We start from the raw sequence: 25,225 nt of genomic DNA on the forward strand, positions 1-25,225 counted from the left end.
GCCACGTTGCGCACGATCTCCTGCGTCGCCGCCCCCTGCTGCTCCACCGCCGCCGCGATCGAGGTGGCCACGTCGTCGATCTCCCGGATCCGACCGGTGATCCCGCCGATCGCCGTCACCGCCTGACCGGTCACGCTCTGGATCTGCCCGATCTGCTGGCGGATCTCCTCCGTCGCCTTGGCGGTCTGCTCGGCCAGGCTCTTCACCTCGGCGGCTACCACCGCGAAGCCACGGCCCGCCTCACCGGCCCGGGCCGCCTCGATCGTGGCGTTGAGCGCCAGGAGGTTGGTCTGGCTGGCGATGCCCGAGATCATCCCGACCATCTCACCGATGCGCGCCGAACTCTGGCTCAGCGCCTGGACCAAGGCGGTGGTCTGGTCGGCGTCGCCCACGGCCGCCTGCGCCAGTTCGGCCGAGCCGGTTACCTGCCGGCCGATCTCCTGGACCGAGGTGCCGAGTTCCTCGGCCGCCGCCGCCACCGTGTTGACGTTGGTGGCGGCCTCCTCGGCGGCCGCCGCCACGGTGCCGGACTGGCTGGCGGTCTGCTGCGCCGTCGCGGTCATCTGCTGGGCGGTGGCCTGGAGTTCGGTGGCCGACGACGAGACCAGGCCGACGATGCCGCCCACCGCCTGCTCGAAGCGGTCCGCCATGTCGCGCATGCCGGCCTTGCGCTGCTCCTCGGCCGAGGCGCGGGCGAGCGCCGTCTCCTCCTCCAGCGCGCGGGTGCGGATCATGTTGTCCTTGAACACCTGCACCGAGGCCGCCATGCCGCCGATCTCGTCGCCGCGGCCGAGGCCGGGGACCGGCTGCGCTGCGTCGCCGTCGGCCAGCCGCCGCATCGTCTGCGTGATGGCGCCGAGGGGGGCCAGAACACCGCGCAGGACGATGTACAGCGCGAGGCCGGCGACCGCGACAGCGATGAGGATGGTGACGATCCGCAGAACGTTCAGGATTTCCGAGAGGGCCTTGGCCTGGTCATAGACGTGCTGGCTTTCCTTGATCTGCAGATCGATCAGAGCCTGGACGGCGGAACTCACTGGATCGATAGCCTGGTAGAGCCGGTTGCGCTCGAAGTCGGCCAACTGAGTCTTGTCGCCCTTAGCCAGGATGCCGGCCAAGTCCTTCACGGCGGCATCGGCGGCCACCATGGCTTTCTGCGTATCGGCGACGAGGCGCTTCTCCGCTTCCGACAGGTCCGTCGCCAGATAGGATGCCCAAATCTTCCCGATGCTCTTTTGTGCGTCGGCGACGATGGGCGCGCCCTCGGCCCAGGCGATGTTGCCGTTGTTGATCTTGTGCGACGTATCGACGATGCTGACGGCATACTTATCCGCGACAAGCTTTAATTCACGCAGAGGTACGATTCTATCGACGTAGAGTGCATTGATGGTCGCACCCGATTTGTGCGTCCCATACAGACCGAGCGATATATTCACGGCGAGCAGCGCGATCAGAGCTATGACCGAGGCCGTCAGACGGAAACGAATGGATTTCATCAATTTAATCCCCCTAATTGGTCGAATTTCAACTTATGATCGTTTATAAATCCCTAAGTGGTTCGAAAATTACTAATCTATTTGTAAAATTTATGTGATGAGCGTTGTCTCGGAGTTGGCGACTGCAGGTCTGATGCGGGTGTGAGGTTAGATGTTTGGTCCCGGCCTATAGTGGAGCGAGTTCGACCTAAATCGGGAAGGCTCGACGGACCACGCTTTGCAGATGGCCTCGTAGGGGGTGAGGCCACGCAAGGTCTTCAGGCGACGGCCAAAGTTGTAAGCGCTGACGAAGTCGGCCAGATGGGCGCGGAGTTGCTCATGGCTGTCGGAGTGGTAGCGTTCGACCGTCGCGTCCTCGATCGTGCGGTTCATTCGCTCGACCTGACCGTTCGTCCAGGGGTGACGCGGCTTGGTCAGCCGATGGTCGATATCATTGCGGATCCTTTGCCGCCCCGCGCAATCCACAGATCGATCTTACAGCATGTTGCGTTTGGCTGGCGATCGCCTACCGTCCCTAGCGTTCGAGGTTCTTCCATCTCAAGGGGTGGGAGCTAAGAGGGAAGCCTGTGAGCCCTAACGGGCGAGACCGGCGCTGCCCCCGCAACTGTGAGCGGTGAGTTTCTGCCGAGAGACGGTCACTGGCGTTCGCGCCGGGAAGGCCAGGCAGGAGCGACGACCCGCGAGCCAGGAGACCTGCCTCGTTCGGTGAACGTCTCTCGGGCGGGGTGTCCCGGTGGGTCGCATGATCGATGCGCGCCTCATCGGGCGCGGGTTCGCGCACGCGCTCCTCTGGCACGAAGCCCCCATCACTGGGGTTTGTCGCGTGTCCTCTCTTCACATTGAACCGTCCGCATTGCCGCGTACGGGTTCCTCGCCGCGGGATCACCGTCCCGTGGCGGCCGAGCCTGTCTTCGGGGTCATCCGGCGCAACGGCGGCGTCTCCGCCTTCGATCCGGCCAAGATCACCGTGGCCATGACCAAGGCCTTCCTCGCGGTGGAAGGTTCGGCCGCCGCCGCCTCGCGGCGCATCCACGACACCGTGGCCGAGCTGAGCGAGGGCGTCGTCGTCGCCCTCACCCGCCGCGCCGAGGCCGAGCGCGCGCTTCACATCGAGGACATCCAGGACGCCGTCGAACTGGCCCTGATGCGCGGCGGCCACCACAAGGTGGCGCGGGCCTATGTGCTCTACCGCGACTCCCGTGCCCTGGCCCGTCGCGAGAGGGCCGAGGCGGCTCGTTCGGAGGCGCCGACCCTTCAGGTTCGGCACGCCGACGGCTGCCTGCGTCCCCTCGACGAGACGGCCCTCGCCGCTTTGGTCGCCGAGGCCTGCGCCGGGCTCGACGACGTCGCCCCCGAACCGATCCTGACGGAACTCCGGCGCAACCTCTACGATGGGATCGACCTCGGCGAACTCTCGCTCGCCGGGATCATGGCGGCCCGCACACTCGTCGAGCAGGAACCGAATTACACCCGCGTCAGCGCCCGCCTTCTGCTCGACCGATTGCGCCGCGAAGCGCTGAGCCATGTCTTCGCAAGCCCGCGCACGGCGAGTGCGGCGGAGATGGAAGGTCTCTACGCCACGTATTTCCCGGCCTATCTCGCCCGCGCCGTCGAGGCGGGGCTGATGGATCCGGAGCTCCTGCGCTTCGACACGGACCGGCTCGCCCGCGCGCTGCGCCCCGAACGGGATGGGCAGTTCGAGTTCCTCGGTCTCCAGACCCTCTACGACCGCTACTTCCTGCAGACCGGCGGCACTCGGTTCGAGCTGCCGCAGGCCTTCTTCATGCGCGTCGCCATGGGATTGGCGCTGCGCGAGGTCGATCGCGAGGCGCGGGCGATCGAATTCTACGATCTGCTCTCGTCGTTCGATTTCATGGCCTCGACGCCGACCCTGTTCAATGCCGGCACGACCCGCCCGCAGCTCTCCTCCTGCTTCCTCACGACCGTGCCGGACGCCTTGGAAGGCATCTTCGGCGCCGTCCGCGACAACGCGATGCTCGCCAAGTACTCCGGGGGGCTGGGCAACGACTGGACCCGGGTGCGGGGCCTCGGGGCCCACATCAAAGGCACCAATGGCGAGAGCCAGGGCGTGGTGCCTTTCCTCAAGGTCGCCAACGATACCGCGGTCGCGGTCAACCAGGGCGGCAAGCGCAAGGGTGCCGTCTGCGCCTATCTCGAAACCTGGCATATCGACATCGACGCCTTCCTCGACCTGCGCAAGAACACAGGCGACGAGCGGCGGCGCACCCACGATATGAACACCGCGCACTGGGTGCCGGACCTGTTCATGCAGCGCGTCGCCGAGGACGGCCCCTGGACGCTGTTCTCCCCGGACGAGGTGCCCGAGATGCACGACCTCTACGGCCCGGCGTTCAAGGCGGCCTACGAGGCGCAGGAGGCGCGGGCGGCCGCCGGCGCGATCAAGGTCCATCGGCAGGTGCGGGCGGTCGATCTATGGCGGCGCATGCTGACCATGCTGTTCGAGACCGGGCACCCGTGGATCACCTTCAAGGATCCCTGCAACCTGCGCTCGCCGCAGGGGCATGCCGGCGTCGTGCATTCCTCGAACCTCTGCACCGAGATTACCCTCAACACGTCGGACGACGAGGTCGCCGTCTGCAATCTCGGCTCGGTCAACCTCGCGGCTCATGTGGGGGCGGACGGCCTCGACCATGCACGACTCCGGCACACCGTCGCGACGGCGATGCGGATGCTCGACAACGTGATCGACATCAACTTCTACACGATCCCGCAGGCGCGCCGTTCGAACCTGCGCCACCGTCCGGTCGGCCTCGGCTTGATGGGGTATCAGGACGCGCTGCACAGCTTGCGCCTGCCGGTCGCGTCCGACGCGGCGGTCGCCTTCGCGGATACCAGCATGGAGGCGCTGAGCTACTATGCCATCGAAGCCTCCTGCAATCTGGCCGCGGAGCGCGGACGCTATCCGTCGTTCGAGGGCTCGCTGTGGAGCCGGGGCATCCTGCCGATCGACTCGGTTGAGATCCTGGCTGAGGCTCGCGGCGGTCTCGACCTCGACCGGAGCCGGCGGTTCGATTGGGACACCCTGCGCGGCCGCGTCGTCGAGACCGGCATGCGCAACTCGAACGTCATGGCGATCGCTCCGACCGCCACGATCTCGAACATCTGCGGGGTCGCCCAGTCGATCGAGCCGGCCTATCAGAATCTCTACGTCAAATCGAACATGTCGGGCGACTTCACCGTCGTGAACGAGGCGCTCGTGCGCGACCTCAAGGCCCGCGGCCTCTGGGACGCCGTGATGGTCTCCGACCTCAAGTACTTCGACGGAAGCCTCGGGCAGATCGACCGCGTGCCGGACGATCTCAAGGCGCTCTACGCCACGGCCTTCGAGATCGACACCGCGTGGTTGATCGAGGCGGCGGCGCGGCGCCAGAAGTGGATCGACCAAGCCCAGTCGCTCAACCTCTACATGGCGCAAGCCTCCGGGCGACGCCTCGAGGCACTCTACCGCCTCGCCTGGGAGCGAGGTCTCAAGACCACCTATTACCTGCGCTCGCGCGGAGCGACCTCGGTCGAGAAATCGACCCTGAAGGGCACGGACGGCAAGCTCAACGCCGTTGGCGTCGCCTCCGCCTGCAGCCTCGACGATCCCGGCTGCGAGGCCTGCCAGTAAGTCCTCTCCCACCGGTCGGCGGCCTTCGCCGACCGCCTCCCGCAACCTCTCGCTTTCAGGTTTCCCCATGCTCGACTGGACCGTGGGCTCGGCCGCGCCGGCCCGCCCGCCGCTGCGGCCTTCCCGCTTCTCGTCGCCGGCCGCCGACCCGACCGGCCTCGGCGCCATCGCGGCGGATGCCGCCCGGGTGCGTGTCGACGACAAGGCGATGATCAACGCTCGGGCCGACGTCAACCAGCTTCTCCCGCTCAAGTACCGCTGGGCCTGGGAGAAGTACCTCGCCGCCTGCAACAATCACTGGATGCCGACCGAGGTCGGGATGCAGGCCGACATCGCCCTCTGGCACAGCCGCGACGGCCTGACCGAAGACGAGCGCCGGGCGATCAAGCGCAATCTCGGCTTCTTCGCGGCCTCCGAGTCGCTCGTGGCCAACAACATCGTGCTGGCGATCTACCGTCATCTGACGAATCCCGAATGCCGTCAGTACCTGCTGCGGCAGGCCTTCGAGGAGGCGGTCCATACCCATACCTTCCAGTACATCGTCGAGAGCCTCGGCCTCGACGAGGGCGAATTGTTCAACATGTACCGCGAGGTCCCCTCGATCACCGCCAAGGCCGCCTGGGCCCTGCAACACACCCAGAGCCTCGACGATCCGGGCTTCAAGACCGGCACGCCGGAGGCCGACCGCATCTTCTTGCGCGACCTCGTTGCGTTCTATGTCGTGTTCGAGGGCATGTGGTTCTACACAGGCTTCGCCCAGATCCTGTCGCTCGGTCGGCGCAACAAGATGGTTGGTATCGCCGAACAGTACCAATACATCCTTCGCGACGAGAGCCTGCATCTCAACTTCGGTATCGACGTCATCAACCAGATCCGGGCGGAGAACCCGCACCTTTGGACGGCGGCGTTCCAAGACGAAGTGCGTGGGATGATCGCCGAGGCGGCCGCGTTGGAGGCCGCCTACGGCCGGGACACCATGCCCCGTGGCTTCCTCGGGCTGAATGCGGGGCTGTGCGAGAGCTACATGCGCTTCATCGCCAATCGGCGTTGCGCGCAGCTCGGGCTGAAACCCGTCTTCCCGGAGACCGAGAATCCGTTCCCGTGGATGTCGGAAGCGATGGACCTGAAGAAGGAGAAGAATTTCTTCGAGACACGCGTGATCGAATACCAGAGCGGAGGCGCGCTTGCCTGGGATTGAGGAGGCCGGCGGAATCGCCGTGGTGCTCGTCGCCCGCGGCGCGGTGGCCGCCGCGCCGCGGGCGGAGATGGAGTCGTTGGCCACCCTGGCAGCGCGCATGCCGGGCATCAGCCACGCGACCTACGCCTTCACCGAACAGGGCGTGCCATCCCTGCGGGAGGTCGTGGTGGCTCTACGCGACAGGCCGTTCGCCGAGATCCGCATCGTTCCGCTGCTCTTGCCGATGGAGCCGAGCTTCCGCGCTTGGCTCGGCCGCACGCTCGCGCGCTGGCAGACGGGATGGGATCGGGAAGGACCGGCAGTTCGGATCGGCCCCGGCCCGATCTCCAGTGTCCATCTGGAGGGTCTCGTCGCCGATCTCATCGACCGAGCCGGACATGAGCCCCTCTTCGACCCTGAATCTCATCCGCCGGTAACCGGCTCCGTCGTGTCCGCGGCGCAGCGTCGGGTCCTCGTCTGCCGAGGCGGTCCCTGCAGCGAGGCCGGATCGGCCGTGCTGTGGGGCCATTTGCGCAACGAGCAGGAGCGCCTTGGCCTGCGCACCGCCGGCCGCGGCATGATGAGCGCGACGACAAGCTGTCTCGGCCCGTGCAGCCTGGCGCCCGTGGTGCAAGTCTGGCCCGAGGGAACCGTTTACGGCGGCCTCGATGAGACCGGCATCGACCGCATCGTGGCGGAGCACCTCCTCAGAGATGCCCCGGTCGAAACGCTCGCCTACACGGCGGACGGGCGCAAGAAGAGGCTACGGACCCCGTAAGAGGCCCCGCACTCTCCCATCCGGTTGGCGCTTCGTCAGTCGTTGGCGGGGTCGGTCATCGCGCCGACGCGGCGGGATGGTGAACGGGTCGGTTTGGGCCGAGGCCGGACGAGAACACGGCGCAACCGCTTCGCCGTGGATCGGATCAGCTGGCTCGTGGAACGACGGTTCGCATTGGAGGCCGACGGCAACTTGGCTGGCCAGTGGCGGACGCTTCGCCCGCACACGGGCCACCAGAGCTGCGAGGCCAGGAAGAATCTCTCGGAGGAACCGACGCCGTACATCGTGACACGGGTCTCGAAGCGCTTGAGGGGGATCGCGCCGTCAGCGCGCTTCGTATGGGATGCGCCAGCGGGGCTCGGATTCCGGGACGCTCCGGCGGGCGCCGTCGAGCAACGCCACGATGGCTTCCGGCTTCTCCGAGACGGTATGGACCGCGCTCGTCATCATGCGAATCACGGCGCCGGACGCGTCGCGGTCGGCCGGCAAGCCGGTGGCGCGTTCGCCGTGGCGACCGATGGACTCGATCGCCGCCGGGTTGAGGTAGAGGCTGTGACCGCCGTCCCGGTCGGTCAGCCGGATCATGCGGCTTGGCCGCTGGCAGCCGGCTGAGCCTGGGCGGCCGTCCCCTCCCGCCCCCGGACCAGCGGCACCATCTGGTCGCCCCAGTTGCCGCTGCCGTCGTGATGGCGCGAGCCTCGGATCAGTTCGACCGACAGGCCCGAATCGACGGCGCGCGTCACCGCGAGGTTGAGGTGATGCACCGCGTCCGCCATGCGTCGCAGGGCGCGCTCCTGGTCGGATTCGGCGGCTTTGGGCAGACGCGAGAATTCAGTCTGGGACATCATGGGGCTCCGGCGATCATTGAATGGGAGCCCGCCCGGCCAGTATCCGGGCGGGCGGCAGGCGGTTCACTCGGCGGCGATGGCCGGCTGCAGCGTCTGATCGGCGGTGAACTGATCGGTCTCGGTCGAATGGGCCATGGCGGTGGTCGAGGCGGCCCCGCCGGTGATCGCGACCGAGACGGCGTCGAAATAGCCCGTGCCGACCTCGCGCTGGTGACGCGTCGCGGTGTAGCCGTCGGCTTCCGAGGCGAACTCCGCCTGCTGCAGTTCGGAATAGGCCGCCATCTGGCGATTCCGGTAGCCGCGGGCCAGTTCGAACATGCCGTGATTGAGCTGGTGGAAGCCCGCCAGGGTGATGAACTGGAACCGGTAGCCCATCGCCGCGAGCTCGCGCTGGTATTTCGCGATGGTCGCGTCGTCGAGGTTCTTCTTCCAATTGAAGGACGGCGAGCAATTGTAGGCGAGCATCTTGCCCGGATGGGCGCGATGGATGCCCTCGGCGAAGCGGCGCGCCTGATCGAGGTCGGGCTTCGAGGTCTCGCACCAGATCAGGTCGCAGTACGGGGCATAGGCGACGCCGCGGGCGATGCAGGGCTCGAGGCCGTTGCGCACCCGGTGGAAGCCCTCCGGGGTCCGGCCCGCCTCGTAGTCCACGAAGGGCCGGTCGGTCTCGTCGATGTCGGAGGTGAGCAGCAGCGCGGCCTCCGCGTCCGTGCGGGCCACGACCAGCGTCGGCGTGCCCATCACGTCGGCGGCCAGACGCGCCGCGACGAGGTTGCGGATATGCGCTGCGGTCGGGATCAGAACCTTGCCGCCGAGATGGCCGCACTTCTTCTCCGAGGCGAGCTGGTCCTCGAAGTGGACGCCCGCCGCGCCGGCCTCGATATAGGCCTTCATGATCTCGAAGGCGTTGAGCGGGCCGCCGAACCCGGCCTCGGCGTCGGCGACGATGGGCGCGAACCACGTCTCGACGCTGCGCTTGCCCTCGCTGTGCTCGATCTGATCGGCCCGCTGCAGGGTGCGGTTGATGCGGCGCGCCAGTTCGGGGCCGGCATTGGCCGGGTAGAGGCTCTGGTCGGGATACATCGCGCCGGCGGTGTTGGCGTCGGCCGCGACCTGCCAGCCGGAGAGATAGATCGCCTTCAGCCCGGCCCGGACCATCTGCATCGCTTGGTTGCCGGTCACGGCGCCCAGCGCATTGATGAAGGGCTCGTCCCGTAGCAGCGCCCAGAGCCGGTTGGCGCCCTCTTCGGCGAGCGTGTGGCGGATGCGCAACGAGCCGCGCAGGCGCTCCACCGCCTCGGGGCCGTAGGGGCGGCTGATGCCGTCGTAGCGGCCCTCGGGCGCCGAGGGGACAAGCTCACGGAAGTTCGACACGCGCACTCTCCTGGTTTTGCGAAGCCCCTTGCCTCGGAGCCTGTTCGGAGCAAAACCACATGAAGCACAGGGACTTGAAGGGCTGAATTTGCGAAGTTCCGCCAGCATCGCGGCGGCGTTTTGCGAATTTTGCAAAGGTGACGCGTTGAAGAAGGCATTCATCGGCGGCCGGCTGCGCCGCCTCCGCGAGGAGCGGGGCCTGACCCAGTCGGCCCTCGCTTCGGCGCTCGACCTCTCGCCGAGCTATCTCAATCAGATCGAGAAGAATCAGCGCCCGCTCACCGTGCCGGTGCTGCTGCGCATCAACGCGGTGTTCGGCGTCGACGTGCAGCTCTTCTCCGAGGACGACGAGGCCCGGCTGCTCTCCGAATTGCGCGAGATCCTGTCCGACCCGCAACTCGGCGAGAGCGTGAGCGGGGCCGAGATCCGCGACCTCGTCGCGAACATGCCGGGCATCGCCCGCAGCCTCGCCACGCTCCACCGCCGGCTTCGCACGGAGAGCGACCGGGCGGAAGCGCTCGTGGCCCATCTCGGCCTGCGGGCCGAGGATGGTCCGGCGGCCCCGCCGGCGCCGTTCGAAGCCGTGCGCGACTTCTTCTACGCCCACCACAACTACTTCGACCGGCTCGACGCGGCCGCCGAAGGTCTGTTCGCGGAGGCACGACTGACGATCGGCGAGACGGCGGAGGGCTTGAGCGGCCATCTGGAGCGCCGCCACGGCGTGCGGGTCGTGATCGCCGAGGACGGTCCCCTGCGCAACTGGGACGGGGCGAGCCGCACGCTCACCCTTCTGCGCCGGCTCTCCCCGAGCCAGCGCGCCTTCCAGATGGCGACACAACTCGCCCTGATCGCACTCGACGAGCCGATCGACGCCCTGGCGCGGACGGCGGCGGCGGGCCGCGACGAGACCCATCGCCTCGCACGGATCGGGCTCGCCAACTACGTCGCCGGCGCCCTGCTGATGCCCTACCGGCCGTTTCTCGCGGCGGCCGAACGCCTCGGCTACGACATCGAGCGGCTGTCAGAATGCTTCGGGGTCGGTTTCGAGGCGGTCTGCCACCGGCTGAGTTCGCTCCAGCGACCCGACGCGCGGGGCGTGCCGTTCTTCCTCGTGCGGGTCGATCGAGCCGGCAACATTTCGAAGCGGCAATCGGCGACCGACTTCCACTTCTCCCGGGCCGGCGGGACCTGCCCGCTCTGGAACGTCTACGCGGCCTTCGCCCAGCCGGGCCGCGTCTTGGTGCAGATCGCGCGGATGCCCGACGGGCGGGCTTATCTCTGGGTCGCGCGCACCGTCGAGCACGGCCGGCCAGGCTACGGCGCCCCCGCCAAGACCTTCGCCGTGGGGCTGGGCTGCGATCTGCGCCACGCCGAGCGGCTGGTCTACGCCAAGGGCCTCGATCTGACCGACCCGGCCGCCGCGACGCCGATCGGCGCCGGCTGCAAGATCTGCGAGCGAGAAGCTTGTGTACAGCGCGCCTTCCCCTTCGTCGGAAGGCCACTCGCGGTCGACGAGTCCCGCAGCGTCCACGCGCCTTATGCGGCGTCCTGAGCGTGAGGCATTGTCCCGCTCCTCGGTGCTCGCAGGGTGCGATGCCAGGACAGGGCGACCCGGCCCGCCTCGGCAGCACTCCAGGCGGTCGCGTAGGCACCCGGTCGAGTCGAGGGGCGCATTGTTGGACAGGATCCGCCAGCGGACGAGCCGCGGGTCCATTGGACAGGGCACGACCTCGACCCGGTCAGGGGCGGTTCGGGTCATGAGAAAGCTCGGGGAAGGCGGGTTGACGATGCGCGGGGAGGACGGCGCGGATTCGGGTGTGCGCGCCGTCCGTCAACATCGCCGCCAGCCGGTCAGACGACCGTCTTCCGGCGTTGTCGAGCTGACGCGACCATGTTGACGGGGGTCGGTTTCAGCTCGGCCCGGTCTCGCGTCTCGAGGCCGCGATCCGGGCTGATCCTGATCGAGACGCCTCTGCCCCCGCGGCAAGAGCTCCACCATCTCCGCCGTCGCCGGCACCTGCGGCGAGGGGATGTCGAAGACGCCGGGACAGCCCTCGTTGGGCAAGCAGATGCGCGTGAACCGGCTCGATGATGCTTTCGAATTGTATAAATAAATTCTATATAATCATAAGATGGTTTTGTGCGTTTGAAAGTTCGGTCCGATGGAGAATCTCCACAAGACATACGCTCGAGTAGAAAGACTATCCTCTCGACTGCATCAGTTGCTGATGCCAGTCAAATGGGCATCTTCACCCCGGCCCTGCGACCCCATCGGCCATCGGCGTTCGCCTCGTAGATCAGGAAGCCGGCATTGCCGATATTGACCTCCTCGATGGCCTCCGGGGCGAGGCGGTCGAGATGGACGAGGAGCGCACGCAGGGAGTTTCCGTGCGCGACCACCAGGACCGACTCCCCACTCCGCACCCGGGGCGCGATGCATGCGTCGAAAAACGGCCAGACCCGCGCGGCCGCCATCGCGAGGCTCTCGCCACCCGGCGGGACAGCCTCGTAAGACTTGCGCCAAGCGCGGACCTGCTCGCTCCCGAACCGGGAGCGGGCCTCCGTCTTGTTCAGCCCAGCGAGCGCGCCGTAGTCGCGCTCGTTGAGGGCCGCAGTCACCTGCACAGGCAGCGAGGGATGGCCGAGTTCGCCCAAAAGAAGCGCGAGGGTGGCCTGGGCGCGCTGCAGCCGGCTCGTGACGGCGCCGTCGAAGTGCAGCCCGAGCGCCCTCAGGGCGCGGCCAGCGGCTCGAGCCTCCTCCATGCCTCGGGCCGTGAGCGCGGGATCACGTAAACCGGAGAACAGGTCGCGTTCGTTGTCCTCGCTCTGTCCGTGTCGCATCAGCACCAAAACTGGGCTGTCCGTCTCCATGCCCATCCCATCCCTCCGTTCGATGACGGATCTCTCCTGCCTCAAAGCGGCGCGCTCAACGAGAGCCTTCGAAGGGTATGTCACATCCTGGATGCTTCAGATCGCTCGCGAGAGGGGGGTGGTGGCCAAGCTCCGCGCCGCGAGCGGCACGAAGGCGCGATGCTCCGGGCCGACATAATTGGCGGAGGGGCGGATGATCTTCCTGTCCGCGCGCTGCTCGATCACATGGGCGCACCAGCCGGCGGTCCGGGCCATGACGAAGAGCGGTGTAAACAGCGGTGTCGGGATGCCGAGCAGATGGTAGGCGACGGCGCTGTACCAGTCGATATTGGCGAACATCTTCTTGGACTCGCCCATGACCGCCTCGATCCGCTCGGCGATGGCGAGAAGCTCGCTCTCGCCGGTCTCGCGCGCCAGATCGCGGGCGACCTCGCGCACGATGGCATTGCGCGGGTCGGCGACCGTATAGACCGGACGACCGAAGCCCATCACCACCTCCCTCGCCTCGATCCGCTGACGGATGTCGGCCTCCGCCTCGTCCGGGTCGGCGTAGCGCTTGAGGATGTCGAGGGCGATCTCGGCGGCACCGCCGTGCTTGGGCCCGTGCAGCGCTCCGATCGCGCCGGTGACTGCCGAGTAGAGGTCGGCCCCCGTGCCGGCGATGGAGCGGGCCGTGAAGGTCGAGGCGTTGAACTCGTGCTCGGCGTACAGGATCAGCGAGACGTGCATCGCCCGGATCTCGGCCTCCGTCGGCGGCCGCCCGTGCAGCAGGTGGAGGAAATGTCCGCCGATCGTCTCGTCGTCGGTCTCCACCTCGATGCGGCGTCCGTGGCGGGCGTAGTGGTGCCAGTAGAGCAGCATCGAGCCGAGACTGGCGAGAAGCCGGTCGCCGATCTCGCGGGCGCCGGCCGGCGTCTGATCGAGAAGGACGCAGCCGAGCGCGGAGACGCCGCTGCGCAGGACGTCCATTGGATGCACGGCAGCCGGAAGTGCCTCTATGTGTACGGTCTCGGAATGTGGTGTGACGGATCGACCCTGAAGCGTTCGGGCTCTTTGGTCCAGGCTTGGCAGATGCGTTCGTAGGGTGTCAGGCCGCGCAGCGTCTTGAGCCGGCGGGCGTGATTGTAGGCATGCACGAAGAGCTGGAGGTGGTCTCTGAGCTGATCGTGGTTGTCGTAGTGGTAGCGCTTGACCGTCGCGTCCTTGATCGTGCGGTTCATCCGCTCGACCTGACCATTGGTCCAGGGATGGTTCACCTTGTTCAGCCGGTGCTCGATGTCGTTCTCGGCACAGACGCGGCCGAAGATGTGTGCGAAGGCATAGGTATCCTTCTTGCGGTTGGTGAACTGAATGCCGTTGTCGGTCAGGACGATGTGGATGCGGTAGGGCACCGCCAGGATCAGATCGCGCAAGAACTGCGCCGCCTCCATCTTGCCGGCACTCTCGACCAGACGGACGAAAGCGAACTTGCTGGTGCGATCGATCGCAACGAACAGGTACAGTTTACCCTCTTCGGTGCTGACCTGTGCGATATCGATGTGGAAGTAGCCGATCGGATACTGCTTGAAGCGCTTCTTCTCGGGCTTGTCGCCTCCGATCTCCGGCAGGCGACTGATGCCGTGCCGGTGCAGGCTGGAGCGGGTCAGGTGCGGGATCGTGGGCTGCAGGCCGTAGAGGCAATCGTCCAGCGGCAGCAGGGTATGCCGCCGAAAAGCGACGACGATCGCCTCCTCCTCCGGCGTCAACGTCGTCGAGCGCGGCTCCTTCGGACCCATGGCGGCATCAGCCGTCGTCTCCCGATCACGCCACTTCTGGATCGTCGTCGGGCTGACGCCGTAGCGCTTGGCCGCCGCTCTCACGCTCTCTTGACGTAGCTGTATCGCGCGACGGACTGCCTCCGTCGTGCGGGCGCTACCGTGAAGAATTTGGCCCATAGCGCATCCCTCGCAGCGTGATGGTCAATCGTATCACCACACCGCGGGATCAAACACCTGTTGCGGAACAACATCGCATCGTTGCCAGGGTCGATGCGCTGATGGCGCTCTGCGATCGGCTCGAAGCAAGCCTCACCACCGCGGCCGATACCCGCCGCCGCCTGCTCGATGCGCTTCTCGCCGAGGCGCTGGCGCCGGACGAGGATCGGTTGCGGGAGGCGGCGGAGTGATGATTCGCGTGCGTACCCCCAGTCAGAGCCTCTAACCCCATGTCCGAGTTGGTTTCTGCGTTCGGGATCGCGGCGCGCAACGCCGTCCTCGCCGCGGCGGCGCTGCTGAAGAGCGAGGCCGTTCCGGGGCTCATCGCCGTCGCGCTCATCCTGGCGCTCGCCCTCGTCATCGTCGTCTACGCGCGAAGCATCGCCACGCGTGTGGCGGCCGTGCGGGGCTTGCGCCTCGTGGTGCGCCGGGCCGCCGACGAGGCCTCGTTCGGGCAATCCATCGCCGACCTCGACGCGGAGGTGCTGCGCTCGGGCAGCCGGGGGGGCGCGCAAGCAGATCGCCACGGCTTGGGACAAGTACCGCGAGACGCTGGTCGAGCACGACGAGGACGGCGCGGTCATCCTGCGCAACTCGGTGCGGCCGGCGGTCTTCTTCAACGCCGACGACCTCGGCTTCGGCTCCGGCTTCTGGCGCGCGGTGCCGGGCCTGTTCGTCACGATCGGCCTGTTCCTGACATTCCTGGGCCTGATCTCGGCGCTCGGCGCGATGGACCTTTCGACGCCGGACAAGGTGCAGAGTTCGCTGCGCGAATTGCTGCTGGTCGCCTCGGCGAAGTTCATCATGTCGCTCACCGGCCTCCTGTGCTCGATCGTGTTCACGGTCGTCCTGCGCTGGGGCATCGGCAGCATCGAGGGGGCGCTGCACACCCTCTGCGCCGAGATCGAGAAGCGCCTGAGCTTTATCAGCCTGGAGAGCCTCGCGGCCGAGCAGCTGCGGGCGACCCGTGAGCAGCGGGAGCATTTCCGCCTGATCGGCCTCGAACTGGTCGCCGAACTCGGCCGCCCCCTGCGGGAGGAGCTTCCCGCCGCCATCTCCTCCTCGATCAACGCGACCATGGGTCCGCTGCTGCAGCAGGTCGGCCAGCTCGGCACCGATCACATGGGCAGCATGGTCAAGGACCTCTCGGCCCGCTTCTCCGACGATGTCGGCCAGGCCCTCGCCAAAGCGAGCGAGCGCCTGGTCCAGGCCGGCGACCGCATCGGCGAACTCTCGACGCGCATGGACCAGAGCTCCGGCCGCATCGGGTCGGAGATGGAGGCCGCCGTGGCCCGCCTCGCCCAGGCCGTCGATGATCTGCGGGGCACGATGAGCGCCACCGCCGCCTCGGCGAGCGGCGCCTTCACCGATGGGGCGGATCGCCTCCTCGGGGCCATGAACCAGACCCTCCAGGAGATCCGCGACAACACCCGTGCGGGGGCCGAGGCCATGAGCGCCGCGGCCGCGGACATGCGCGGCGCGGCTGAGGGCTTCCGGACGGAACTCGAGGCGGCGACGCGCTCGGGGGCGGCGGGTGCCGCCGCCCGGATGCAGGCCGCCGGCACGGATGCCAGCGCGCAGATCAGCGCCGCCGGATCGAACGTCGTGCAAGCCTTCGGCCGTACGGCGAGTGAGATCGCCGAGGCGACGCGCGATATCGGGGCGCGGGCAGCCCGCGACCTGCTCGGCCCGCTCGACAGCATCTCCGCGCACCTGCGGGAGACGGCCGACGGCGTCGCGGCGGCGGCGGGCGGAGTTGGGCGCCTGGGCGACGGGGTGCGCGCGGGCGCGGAGGCCGCAGAGCGGGCGGCCGGCGCGTTCCGGGGCTCGTCCGAGGCCCTGGTCTCGGCGGCGAGCCCCCTGCGCGCCACAACAGAGCGGATCGAGGCCAGCATCCGCCAACTCACGGACGCGACCGAGCACGTGGCCGGAACGGTGAGCCGGTCGGCCGAGCAGACCGCGCGCAGCGCCGCCGACGCGCTCGCCGCCGCGCAGACCGCGCTCGGCGGTCACGCGGGGGCGATCGAGGCGTCGCTGGCTGGCGTCGGTGAGGTCGTGGATCGCCTCAAGGGCCAGGGCGCGCAGCTCGACACCCTGGATGAGAAGCTCGGGGCCGCCTTCGACATGTACGCGGTGAAGGTCGCTGCCGCCGTGGACACGCTGTCCGACTACGTGCGCCGGATGCAGTCCGAACTCGCACCGGCCCTCGATACCCTGCGCGCCGTCGTCGAGCAGGCCGAGCAATTCATTCCCGAGAGCCGGGGTGCCTCCGGACGGCGGACAAGCTGATGCGTGGAGCGACTCGCCGTCTCGCGCATGAGGAAGAAGAGGAATCGGCGTTCGTTTCGATGACGGACCTCACGGTGAGCTTCCTGTTCATCGTGATCATCCTGCTCGCCTTCTTCGCCTCGCAACTGAAGGACGATCAGACGGTTCCGATCGCGGAGTACCAGAGGGTCGAGCATGAGCGCGACCGCTCGGCTGCCCAGAGCGCGGAGCTTCGCCGCCAGGTCGCACGCCTCGAGGAGGAGCTGCGCCAGGAGCGCGCGAACCGGCTCCAGACCTACCTCGCCAGCGTGTCCGGCGAGCGTGATAGGATTTTGCGGACGCTGCGCGACCGGCTGCTCGTGGACTTCCCCGAACTCAAGGACATCGTCAGCATCGAGACGGATGCCCTGCGCTTCAAGGGAGACGGGTTGTTCGCCAGCGGTGCGAGCCGGCTGGTCGAGGACAAGCGCCGCGTCGTGGCGGCGATCGCGGTCCGGCTGAACGAGCTTCTGCCGTGCTACACCTTCGGCAAGGCCGCCCGCTGGCGATCGGAGTGCAACGCGGCCGGGGCGGTGATCGAGGCGGTGCAGATCGAGGGGCATACCGATGCCTCCGGCCTGGACAGGGCCAACTTCAGCCTCTCGACCGAGCGGGCGATCGAGACCCTGTTCGCGATGAGCACCCGTGAGCCCGCCTTGCTCGACGACCTCAACAGCGCCGGGCAGCCGGTCGTCTCCGTCGCCGGCTATGGACGTCTGCGCCCGGTCGCGGACAATGCCTCGGAGCGTGGCAAGGCAACGAACCGGCGCATCGATCTGCGCATCATCATGTACACGCCGCAGAATGTGGAGGAGGTCGAACGGATCAAAGACAGCCTGAGGCGCGGCATGGCCGGGACGATGCTCCGGTGAGCCGCGACGATCGCCTGGCCCGCGCGCGGGCTCCGGATTTGCCGGTCCTGCCGAGCCTCAAGACCTTCTCGGCGGCGGCGGAGCGGGTCCTGCACCGCTGGCCGGACGTCGCGCCCGACCCGCCCGAGCGCGACCGCGAGCAACTCGTCCTGCGCATGCAAGCGCATTTCGCCGAGGACCGTTGGGATGGGGTCCGGATGTCGCTCGTCACCGCCGCGGCGCGGGCCGTCTTCGACGGGGTGAGGCGACGCCGACCCGACCTTGCCGACCTGCGCAGTTTCTACCTCGCGGAGGTTCGAGCTTCGCACAGGACGACGTTTCTCGGGGCGATGGTCTCCGTCTACCTCGAGAGCTTCGAGGTGGACGCGCCGCACACACGGGCGCTTGGCGAGGCCTTGAGCGCGGCCCGTGAACGTTTCGGGGCGCGCTGGCGCGTCCTCGCCGAGGGCATTCCGGAGGTGTTCCGGCCGGACGTCGCCCCCGAGGCGATCGCGCGCAGGATGGTAGGGATGCGATCCCCTTGGGCGGAGTTGAAGGCGCTCGGACTGCGCTCACCGCACGCCCCGGGCCTGATGGATGTCGTCCACGAAGCCTACGTGGCGCGGTTGAAGCCACATCTGATAGTACGGACCGAACTCGAGCAATTGCTGTCCTGGTTGAAGCCGGACGGCCAAGCCGCGGCCCGCGCGTCCGGGGCATCTGCGGCCATCGAAGCGGTGCTCGGTCACTGGCGGAACAGCAATCCGCCCGACGCCGACATCGACCTCATCATCCGGTCCCTCACCGAGTTCTACGGCGACCCACGCGTGCAGCAGGGCGGGGCCTGGGCGAGCGTTCCGGCGGATTGCCTCGCGGTCATCATGCGCTGGCTCACGGGCAAGGACATCCGATTCTTCATGGATGTCGTGTCGGCCGTGGAGGACAGCCATATGTGGGAGCCCCGGCGGCGCTTCTGGCTCAAGCTGCACGCGCAGCGCCGGATCGATGCCGCCTGGGTCGCCTTCTCGCAGAGCGGCGCCGAATACGCGCGACGCATGCTTAACGGCCGTGGGGATGGAAGCGTTTTGAGCTACGGTCAGCAGACTGCGGGTTACTCCCGGGCGAACACCTCGCTTCTCATCCTGAAGTGCGGCAACAAGATCGTCGTCGAAGGCTCTCACAGCTACAAGGTGCACATCTTCCGGGAGGGACATCCGCGCGCGCCGGCCCTCTATCAGCGCGCCTACGATTGCGAGAAAATTCGTCTGGAGCCCGGCGCGGAGGCGAAATCGCACCTCGGCGACTGGCAGGGATGGGTCGAGGAACGGATCTGATGGCGTCGCCCGCCCTCGACTTCGCCTTCGACCCGGAAGTGATCACGCTGTCCCGCCCGACGCGCGGCGGCCTCCTCGGGCGACTGGGGATAGGGCGGGATCGCCGCGAACTCGACCGCTTGCCTCTCGCGGAACGCACGCTTCTCGTCGCGATCGCAGACCTGCGCGCCGCCGCGGCCGAAAAGCCCGCCGAACTCCTCGAAATCACGCCCGAGCATATTCGCCTGTCGCATCGGCTGGCGGCGGCCTTGGACGCCGAGACGGCCGCGTCCCTCGGATTGCCGCCCATGGTCGACCTGTCGCTGCGCACGGATGTCGAGGGCGTGCTCGGGTCGCCTTCGTTTCGCCTCCGCCACGAGTGGGTCAAGAACGGCCAGCGCCAAACCGTGCAGCGGGTGGGTGCCATCCTCAAGACCTCGGCGGGTCCGCGTAGACTCCCCGAATGGCTCATGGATGCGGTCGCAGTCTCAGAGCACTTCAAGCCCAGCCGGAACGAGAGTCAGCACTGGAACGCCTTGGCGCGGTTCCGCCAATTGCTCGATCCCGGTGTTCGGATCGCAGAGCCGACGGCGGCAGCCCGCGTCTCGATGACGGACTTCCTGGCCGGTCTCGAGGTCCGGATCGCGGATCGGTTCGCTCTCTCACCGACCGCCGAAGACGATTTTGATGTCGTCCCGTTCTCGGGGCGGGATCTTGTCCAGTCGGGCTACGACGAAGGCACGATCGGCGTTCCAGAAAGATCGAGCGTGCTTGCGGGGACGATGCTTCGCGGCTTTCAGGAGCGCGTTCGGTCACGGGGCGCTCTTTCGGCGTACCGGCTCGGACACGGCAACTTCCTCGTCGTCGACCCCGCCGTCGCCCCGGTGCTGTCCGTAATGGCCAGGATGCAGCACGCCCCGGCCTCAGAGCGAGCGGCCTTCCTACGCAACCCCCGCCCCCTCATTACGCAGGCCGTCGAGACGGCTCTGCGCGATACGGGTCAACTCGACGGCCTCGACTCGATCGGCGAGGAGGACGCCATCGAGACCGCGGCCCTTCCGCTACTCGTCGAGACACAAGAATATGCGGACCGGGTGACGGGCGTCGGTGTGTTTCGCAAACCTGATCTCGAGATCGGCCCAGGCAGCGGCACGACGTGGCTGCCCGAGGCCTTCGTCGAAAAGCTGAGAATCGCCCTGGCGGCGCTCGCCCCGGCAGAACTCGACGCCCTGCACGATCAGGTCTCGCACGCGATGTCGGTCGGCGAGCCGACCGTGCAACACGCGGGGTTCGACCTGCCGGCGCGTTCCGAGGCGCTTGCGCTCATCCAGCAGTACCGCGGGAGCGACGAGGCGACCGACGATGCCATCGAAGGGGAAAAGGAACTGTCCAAGCCCGTCGTCCTCGAAACCGTCGACAATTTCCATGACTTGAAGTGGATCGGGCGATTGAAGCCGCGCTCTGCGCCTGGGAGCGAAGCTGTCCCGTCGATCATCCGCACGGATCTCAAGGCGCATCAACGCGAGAGCTTCGAATGGCAGGTCGCGTGTTGGAAGGCCGGCTTGCCGGGCATCCTCAACGCCGACGAGCAGGGCCTCGGGAAAACGCTTCAGACAATCGCGTTTCTGGTCTGGTTGCAGCAACAGGTGTCGGATTCACAGGCGCTCCAGCATGGGCCCGTGCTCGTCGTCGCGCCGACCTCGCTCCTCGTGAACTGGGAGGAAGAGGTCGCCCGCCATACGCAGGAACCGGGCCTCGGGCACCTTATTCGCCTCTATGGATCTGGGACTGGCGCCCGCAAGCGCGCTGGCGCCTCCGGCCGCGACATAGACGACGGAGACAGCAAGCTCGACCTCACCTTCCTGCGCGACGCCGTGGATGAGGGGCGCGCCCACCGCTACTGGATCCTCACGACCTATACGACCCTGGTCAATTATCAGCACAGCCTCCGGCAGATCCCTTTCAGCGCCGTCGTCTTCGACGAGATCCAAGCGCTGAAGAACCCCGCCAGCCTGCGCGCCGCGGCGGCTCGGGGCGTCCGTGCGGACTTCCGCATCGGGTTGACGGGCACGCCGATCGAGAATGCCGCGGTCGACCTGTGGGCGATCATGGATCAGCTGGCGCCCGGCTCCCTCGACAGCCTGCCCGAGTTTCGTGGCCGGTACGGCACGCCCGATGTGACGAACATGACGGAACTCCATCGTCGCGTGTTCCTATCCACGCCGCCTCTGCCGCCCCTGGCCCTGCGGCGCATCAAGGACGTCGTCGCGCGAGACCTACCTGAAAAGGTGCGGCGTCTGCACCCCCGGCCAATGCCGATTGGCCAGGCGCAAACCTACGAAGACGCCCACTTCAAACTCGCGCAGGGCGGTGCCGGGGCCGCACTCAAGATGCTGCACCACATCCGCACGGTCTCGGTCCATCCCAGCCTCGACGGGGCGGAAGCGGACGTGGCCTTTGTTAAGGCGTCGGCGCGCCTCAGCGCCGTGTTCGATATCCTTGGGGCGGTCGCCGAGCGGGGCGAGCGCGCCCTCGTCTTCGTCGAGCATCGCCGCATGCAGCACCGGTTGGTCGAACTTGCCCGTGCGCGCTTCGGCCTTCCCCGCGTCGATCTCATCAACGGCGACACGCCGATCTTGCAGCGGCAAGCCATCGTCAATCGGTTTCAGCGGCACTTGGACGGCGGGGATCGGTTTGATCTCCTCGTCCTCGGCCCCAAAGCGGCGGGGACGGGGCTGACGCTCACGGCCGCAACCCACGTCATTCACCTGTCGCGCTGGTGGAACCCGGCGGTCGAGGAACAGTGCAACGACCGCGTCCATCGGCTCGGTCACACCAGCCCGGTCACCATTCACGTGCCGATGGCCATTCACACGGGATATCGCGAGGGCTCGTTCGACTGCCTGCTCCATGGCTTGATGCACCGCAAACGCAGACTGGCGGCGGCGGCCCTATGGCCGATGGGCGACACGCAGGCAGACGTGGGTGAACTGACGCGTCTTCTCGACCGTGCCGCCAAGCAAGACGGAGCCGCCCCTGTGAGCAGCGCTATCGATGCGATGTTCGCCCGGGACGGCTTGGATACCCCCATCTGGGAGGAGGATGGCTCGATCCAAGTGTCGTGAGCATCGGCCATGTCCGCCGAAATTAATTTCCTAGAGCCGTTCCCACTTACGTAGCGATGGCCAAGTCGTTGTCGTAGCCGGCGGCTGCGAGGCAGTTACGGCACTCGTCTGGGGTGAAGCGGCTGAAGGCCCGGCGGATGGCGTCCCATAGGTCAGGCACGGTGCGGGCGGCTGCGGTCCGCAGCAGCCCTTTCAGCTTGGCGAAGATCTGCTCGATTGGGTTAAACTCGGGGCTGTAGGGCGGAAGGTAGAGCAGCCGCGCGCCGACCGACTCGACCCGCTCGCGGATGCCGCTGACCTTGTGAGCTTGCAGGTTGTCGAGGATCACGGTGTCGCCGGGCCGCAGCACCGGGACGAGGCGGTTGGCGACGTAGTCGCGAAAGCGCTGGCCGTTGGTGGCGCCATCCGCGAGGTCGAGGGCGCACAGGCCGGTGGTGCGCAGAGCGGCGGTGACGGTGGTCGTTTTATAATGGCCCTGCGGTACGAGCAGCCGGCAGCGCTCGCCGCGCGGGGCGCGGCCGTAGCGGCGAGCCCTGTTGGTGGCGGCGGCCGTCTCGTCGAGGAAGACGAGCTTGTCGGGATCGAGGTCGGGCTGAGCCGCGAACCACGCCTCACGCGCCGCTTTCACGTCGGCCCGCTCTTGCTCAGCTGCGTACAGCGCCCCTTTTTGCGGGTGATGCCGTGGCGGGCGAAGAAGCGGGACAGTCCGCTCGTGCTGGTCTGCACGCCCTGCTCGGCCAGGGCGTCGCGCAACTCGCGCAGGAAGAGTTCGGGCCGTGCCTCGTCGAGGGAGAGGATCAGATCCGTATGCGCCTCGATCGCCGGCAGGCTGTGGTCGCTGTGCGTCGGTTTGGGGACGACGTGGCCCTGCTGCGCAAATCGCTGCGACCAGCGGCTGGCGCTCGACACGCTCACCCCGAACCGCGCCGCCGCCCGATGAAACGAAGCGCCCTCCGCCACGGCCGCCACGGCCGCCACGACGCGCTCGCGCAGATCGATAGACAAGGGTGAAGGCATCGCTGGCTCCTTCACCGGTCAACGCACCAGCCACTGTCCCGTCGCAATACCGCCGGGAATGGCTCTAGGGTCCGTCGAAGAGGAGACGGACGATGAAGAAGAGCCAGTTCAGCGAAGAGCAGATCATCGGCATCCTGAAGGAGTAGCAGGCCGGGCTACCGGTCGCTGAGAGCCCGTCCGATAATGTCTGGCCGGGGTTGAGTGGCCGGGATGGCGGTGATTCCAAGAGGGTGCTGAAGCCTGATCTGGACGTGCTATGTCGACCCCGACCACTCGCCTGCAGCATAACCGTGCGCGCCTTCGATACGAAACCGACCTGACGGACGCGGAATGGGCGGTGATCGCGCCCTTAATGCCAGAGCCCGCCTCGCGTGGTCGCCCGCCCGTCTGGACGATGCGGGAGGTTCTGAACGCAATCTTCTACGTGCTGCGGGGCGGCATCGCGTGGCGGTTGATCCCAAAGGATCTCCCTCCGCGCAGCACGACGTTCGGCTACTTCAGCCGCTGGCGGGACGAGGGACTGTTCGGGCGGATCAACCACACCCTGGTCATGGCCGACCGGGAGCGGGCCGGTCGCGCGGCCTCGCCGACGGCGGCCGTGCTCGACAGCCAGAGCGTGAAGACCACCGAGAGCGGCGGCCCGCGCGGCTACGACGCGGACAAGAAGGTCAAGGGCCGCAAGCGTCAGGCCCTGGTCGATACGGACGGGCGCGCCCTCGTGCTCGATCCGCAGGCCGCCGACATTCAAGATCGCGACGGGGCCGGACCGGTGCTGCGCCTGTCGCGGCGGACCTTCCCGTTCATCGTCAAGGCCTTTGCCGATGCCGGCTATGCCGGCGACAGACCCGCGACTGCCACGAGCATCACCGTCGAGATCGTGCGCAAACCCAAGGATCAAGTCGGCTTTGCCGTGCATCCACGCCGGTGGGTGGTAGAACGCTTCTTCGGATGGATCAGTCGCAACCGACGCCTCTGGAAGGACCCGGAGGCGACCCTCGCCTCCGCACAAGCCTTCCTCTACGCCGCCGCCGTCATGATCCTCGTCCGAAGGCTGGGACGAGCAGCATGACTTACCGGACGGTCACTGAGATCTGCCGCCGCCATGGGATCAGCGATGCGACGTTCTACACGTGGCGCTCGCGTTTCGGCGGCATGGAGGTCTCGGACGCGCGTCGCCTAAAGGCGCTCGACGAGGAGAACCGCAAGCTCAAGAAGCTCCTGGCCGAAGCGATGCTCGACGTGGCGACGCTGCGTGAGGCGCTGGGAAAAAACTTCTGACGCCCGGCGCACGGAGAACGGCCGTGAGCTGGGCCATCGAGGAGAAGGGCTATTCGGAGCGTCGTGCCTGCGGGCTGATCGGCCTTGAGCCGAAGACGTACCGCTACGCCTCGACCCGCGGTGACGATGCAGCCGTGCGGGTACGCCTGCACAGCCTGGCCGGCGAGCGCCGCCGGTTCGGCTACCGACGTCTGCTGATCCTGCGGCGGCGGGAGGGCCTCACCCTGAACCACAAGAAGCTTTTCCGTCTCTACCGGGAGGAGCGGCTGTCAGTGCGCAGGCGCGGTGGGCGCAAACGAGCCCTTGGCACGCGGGCCCCCGCCGCCGTGCCGCAGGAGCTGAACCAGCGCTGGAGCCTCGAATTGGTCGCTTCGCGCCCGCCTTCGGCTCGTCTCCGACACGCTCGACGACGGGCGGCGCTTCCGCATCCTCGTCGTGGTCGACGACTGCACGCGGGAGTGCCTGGCGCTGGCGGTCGACACGTCGCTGTCCGGGCGACGGGTCGCGCGTGAACTCGACCGGATCATCGCCGGCCGCGGCAAGCCGCTGATGATCGTCTCGGACAACGGCACCGAGTTGACCTCGCACGCCATCCTACGCTGGCAGGAGGAGCGTGCGGTCGAGTGGCACACCATCGCCCCCGGCAAGCCGCAACAGAACGGTTTTGTCGAGAGCCTGAACGGGCGCTTGCGCGACGAGTGCCTGAACGAGCATCTGGTCCGGAGCCTGCCGGCGGCCCGGACCATCATCGAGGCGTGGCGGGTCGATTACAACACCTGCCGCCCTCACACGAGCCTCGGCGGGCTCACTCCGAACGCGTTTGCAACCCGGTCCAACCAGGACCAGAACCAGAACGGACTCTGGTTGTGAACGGGGGCAAACAGGGGGCAAGGTCAGAGGTAGTCCGCCCTTCGGGCGAGGCCGAGGCGGCGGCAGGAGCGTAGCAATCTCGCTCCAAAGATCGTCGGGAAGCAGAGGTCGAGCCATGCTCAACCAACGCAAAACCTCACGCATCGTGCCGTTCTGTTAAGCGCTCTAAATCGCCAAAGCATGTAACAGAGACGAGACCGACATAGCCGGCTCCTAAAATTGTAACTCGCATCAGAACTCAAGCGCCGAAGCATCATTCATGACGCACCCTTGACCGCTTCAGGCGGCCACGCCA

Annotated in this window: 17 protein-coding genes, 4 pseudogenes and 1 riboswitch; of the genes and pseudogenes, 11 read left to right on the plus strand and 10 right to left on the minus strand. The window is 67.4% G+C overall.

Annotated elements, in window-relative coordinates; translation table 11 throughout:
• Together BM249_RS19385 and BM249_RS19390 are read right to left on the minus strand one after the other, a co-directional pair.
• Positions 1-1,496: methyl-accepting chemotaxis protein (locus BM249_RS19385; protein ID WP_091975075.1), on the minus strand; the 1,496-nt coding region annotated here is incomplete at its 3' end.
• Positions 1,497-1,643: 147 nt separating this feature from the next.
• Positions 1,644-1,931, minus strand: a pseudogene (locus BM249_RS19390) (integrase core domain-containing protein); the annotation flags it as partial.
• A 72-nt stretch (positions 1,932-2,003) separates the two neighbouring features.
• Positions 2,004-2,211, plus strand: a riboswitch (cobalamin riboswitch).
• Between the two features lie 177 nt (positions 2,212-2,388).
• Here BM249_RS19390 and BM249_RS19395 point away from each other — a divergent pair.
• The 3 genes from BM249_RS19395 (at position 2,389) to BM249_RS19405 (ending at position 7,103) form a co-directional block, all read left to right on the plus strand.
• A complete protein-coding gene (locus tag BM249_RS19395; RefSeq protein WP_244528871.1) occupies positions 2,389-5,148 on the plus strand; it encodes a ribonucleoside-diphosphate reductase subunit alpha in 2,760 nt (919 codons plus the stop codon).
• A 67-nt stretch (positions 5,149-5,215) separates the two neighbouring features.
• A complete protein-coding gene (locus tag BM249_RS19400; protein WP_091975079.1) occupies positions 5,216-6,346 on the plus strand; it encodes a ribonucleotide-diphosphate reductase subunit beta in 1,131 nt (376 codons plus the stop codon).
• Between the two features lie 19 nt (positions 6,347-6,365).
• Positions 6,366-7,103, plus strand: a complete 738-nt coding sequence (locus tag BM249_RS19405) for a (2Fe-2S) ferredoxin domain-containing protein (protein ID WP_244528872.1) — start codon at positions 6,366-6,368, stop codon at positions 7,101-7,103.
• 324 nt (positions 7,104-7,427) lie between these two features.
• Here the strand turns inward: BM249_RS19405 and BM249_RS19410 are convergent, their stop codons facing one another.
• The 3 genes from BM249_RS19410 to aceA form a co-directional block, all read right to left on the minus strand.
• Complete coding sequence (locus BM249_RS19410; RefSeq protein ID WP_091975081.1) at positions 7,428-7,688, minus strand: hypothetical protein; 261 nt, start codon at positions 7,686-7,688, stop codon at positions 7,428-7,430.
• Positions 7,685-7,951, minus strand: a complete 267-nt coding sequence (locus tag BM249_RS19415; protein ID WP_091975083.1) for a hypothetical protein — start codon at positions 7,949-7,951, stop codon at positions 7,685-7,687. Before BM249_RS19415 ends, BM249_RS19410 begins: the two co-directional genes overlap by 4 nt.
• A 63-nt stretch (positions 7,952-8,014) precedes the next feature.
• On the minus strand, positions 8,015-9,325 hold the full coding sequence (gene aceA, locus BM249_RS19420) for an isocitrate lyase (RefSeq protein ID WP_091975085.1): 1,311 nt from the start codon (positions 9,323-9,325) through the stop codon (positions 8,015-8,017).
• Positions 9,326-9,470: 145 nt separating this feature from the next.
• Here aceA and BM249_RS19425 point away from each other — a divergent pair, with 145 nt between their 5' ends.
• Entirely contained in the window at positions 9,471-10,877 is a 1,407-nt protein-coding gene (locus BM249_RS19425) for a short-chain fatty acyl-CoA regulator family protein (protein WP_091975087.1), read from the plus strand.
• A gap of 683 nt (positions 10,878-11,560) precedes the next feature.
• Here the strand turns inward: BM249_RS19425 and BM249_RS19430 are convergent.
• From BM249_RS19430 to BM249_RS19440, 3 genes and pseudogenes are all read right to left on the minus strand, one after another.
• On the minus strand, positions 11,561-12,196 hold the full coding sequence (locus BM249_RS19430; protein ID WP_091975115.1) for a 2,3-bisphosphoglycerate-dependent phosphoglycerate mutase: 636 nt from the start codon (positions 12,194-12,196) through the stop codon (positions 11,561-11,563).
• 96 nt (positions 12,197-12,292) lie between these two features.
• Positions 12,293-13,267: pseudogene (locus tag BM249_RS19435) on the minus strand (citrate/2-methylcitrate synthase); the annotation flags it as partial.
• Positions 13,192-14,130 carry an IS481 family transposase gene (locus BM249_RS19440; RefSeq protein ID WP_091975091.1) on the minus strand — a complete coding sequence of 313 codons (939 nt, stop codon included), beginning with the start codon at positions 14,128-14,130 and terminating at the stop codon, positions 13,192-13,194. The gene BM249_RS19440 and the pseudogene BM249_RS19435, both read right to left, overlap by 76 nt.
• Positions 14,131-14,150: 20 nt before the next feature.
• Between BM249_RS19440 and BM249_RS21405 the strand changes: the two genes are divergently transcribed.
• The 5 genes from BM249_RS21405 to BM249_RS19460 all read left to right on the plus strand — a co-directional run bounded on the left by BM249_RS21405 (position 14,151) and on the right by BM249_RS19460 (position 21,765).
• Positions 14,151-14,360, plus strand: coding sequence for a hypothetical protein (locus tag BM249_RS21405; protein WP_244528873.1), 210 nt, complete (start codon positions 14,151-14,153; stop codon positions 14,358-14,360).
• A 199-nt stretch (positions 14,361-14,559) separates the two neighbouring features.
• Positions 14,560-16,458: a hypothetical protein gene (locus BM249_RS19445; RefSeq protein ID WP_143103811.1), complete on the plus strand. Its 1,899-nt coding sequence runs from the start codon at positions 14,560-14,562 to the stop codon at positions 16,456-16,458.
• Complete coding sequence (locus tag BM249_RS19450) at positions 16,458-17,348, plus strand: OmpA/MotB family protein (RefSeq protein WP_091975095.1); 891 nt, start codon at positions 16,458-16,460, stop codon at positions 17,346-17,348. Before BM249_RS19445 ends, BM249_RS19450 begins: the two co-directional genes overlap by 1 nt.
• Complete coding sequence (locus BM249_RS19455) at positions 17,345-18,661, plus strand: EH signature domain-containing protein (protein ID WP_091975097.1); 1,317 nt, start codon at positions 17,345-17,347, stop codon at positions 18,659-18,661. The genes BM249_RS19450 and BM249_RS19455 overlap by 4 nt, the downstream gene beginning before the upstream one ends.
• Positions 18,661-21,765 (plus strand): DEAD/DEAH box helicase, encoded by a 3,105-nt coding sequence (locus tag BM249_RS19460; protein ID WP_091975099.1) that lies wholly within the window; start codon positions 18,661-18,663, stop codon positions 21,763-21,765. Before BM249_RS19455 ends, BM249_RS19460 begins: the two co-directional genes overlap by 1 nt.
• Before the next feature lie 46 nt (positions 21,766-21,811).
• Here BM249_RS19460 and BM249_RS19465 read toward each other — a convergent pair.
• Positions 21,812-22,782 (minus strand): IS630 family transposase gene (locus BM249_RS19465; RefSeq protein WP_091975101.1). Its coding sequence is split into 2 segments (ribosomal slippage): positions 21,812-22,422 and positions 22,422-22,782, totalling 972 coding nucleotides; the frame shifts between segments, so codons are not numbered across the junction.
• Positions 22,783-23,038: 256 nt separating this feature from the next.
• Between BM249_RS19465 and BM249_RS19470 the strand changes: the two genes are divergently transcribed.
• Positions 23,039-23,851, plus strand: coding sequence for an IS5 family transposase (locus BM249_RS19470; protein WP_091975103.1), 813 nt, complete (start codon positions 23,039-23,041; stop codon positions 23,849-23,851).
• 11 nt (positions 23,852-23,862) lie between these two features.
• A pseudogene (locus tag BM249_RS19475) lies at positions 23,863-24,930 on the plus strand (IS3 family transposase); the annotation flags it as partial.
• Between the two features lie 27 nt (positions 24,931-24,957).
• Here the strand turns inward: BM249_RS19475 and BM249_RS21410 are convergent.
• A pseudogene (locus BM249_RS21410) lies at positions 24,958-25,047 on the minus strand (IS5/IS1182 family transposase); the annotation flags it as partial.
• Positions 25,048-25,225 lie beyond the last annotated feature (178 nt).

The organism is Methylobacterium gossipiicola, from assembly GCF_900113485.1.
GTDB lineage: Bacteria > Pseudomonadota > Alphaproteobacteria > Rhizobiales > Beijerinckiaceae > Methylobacterium > Methylobacterium gossipiicola.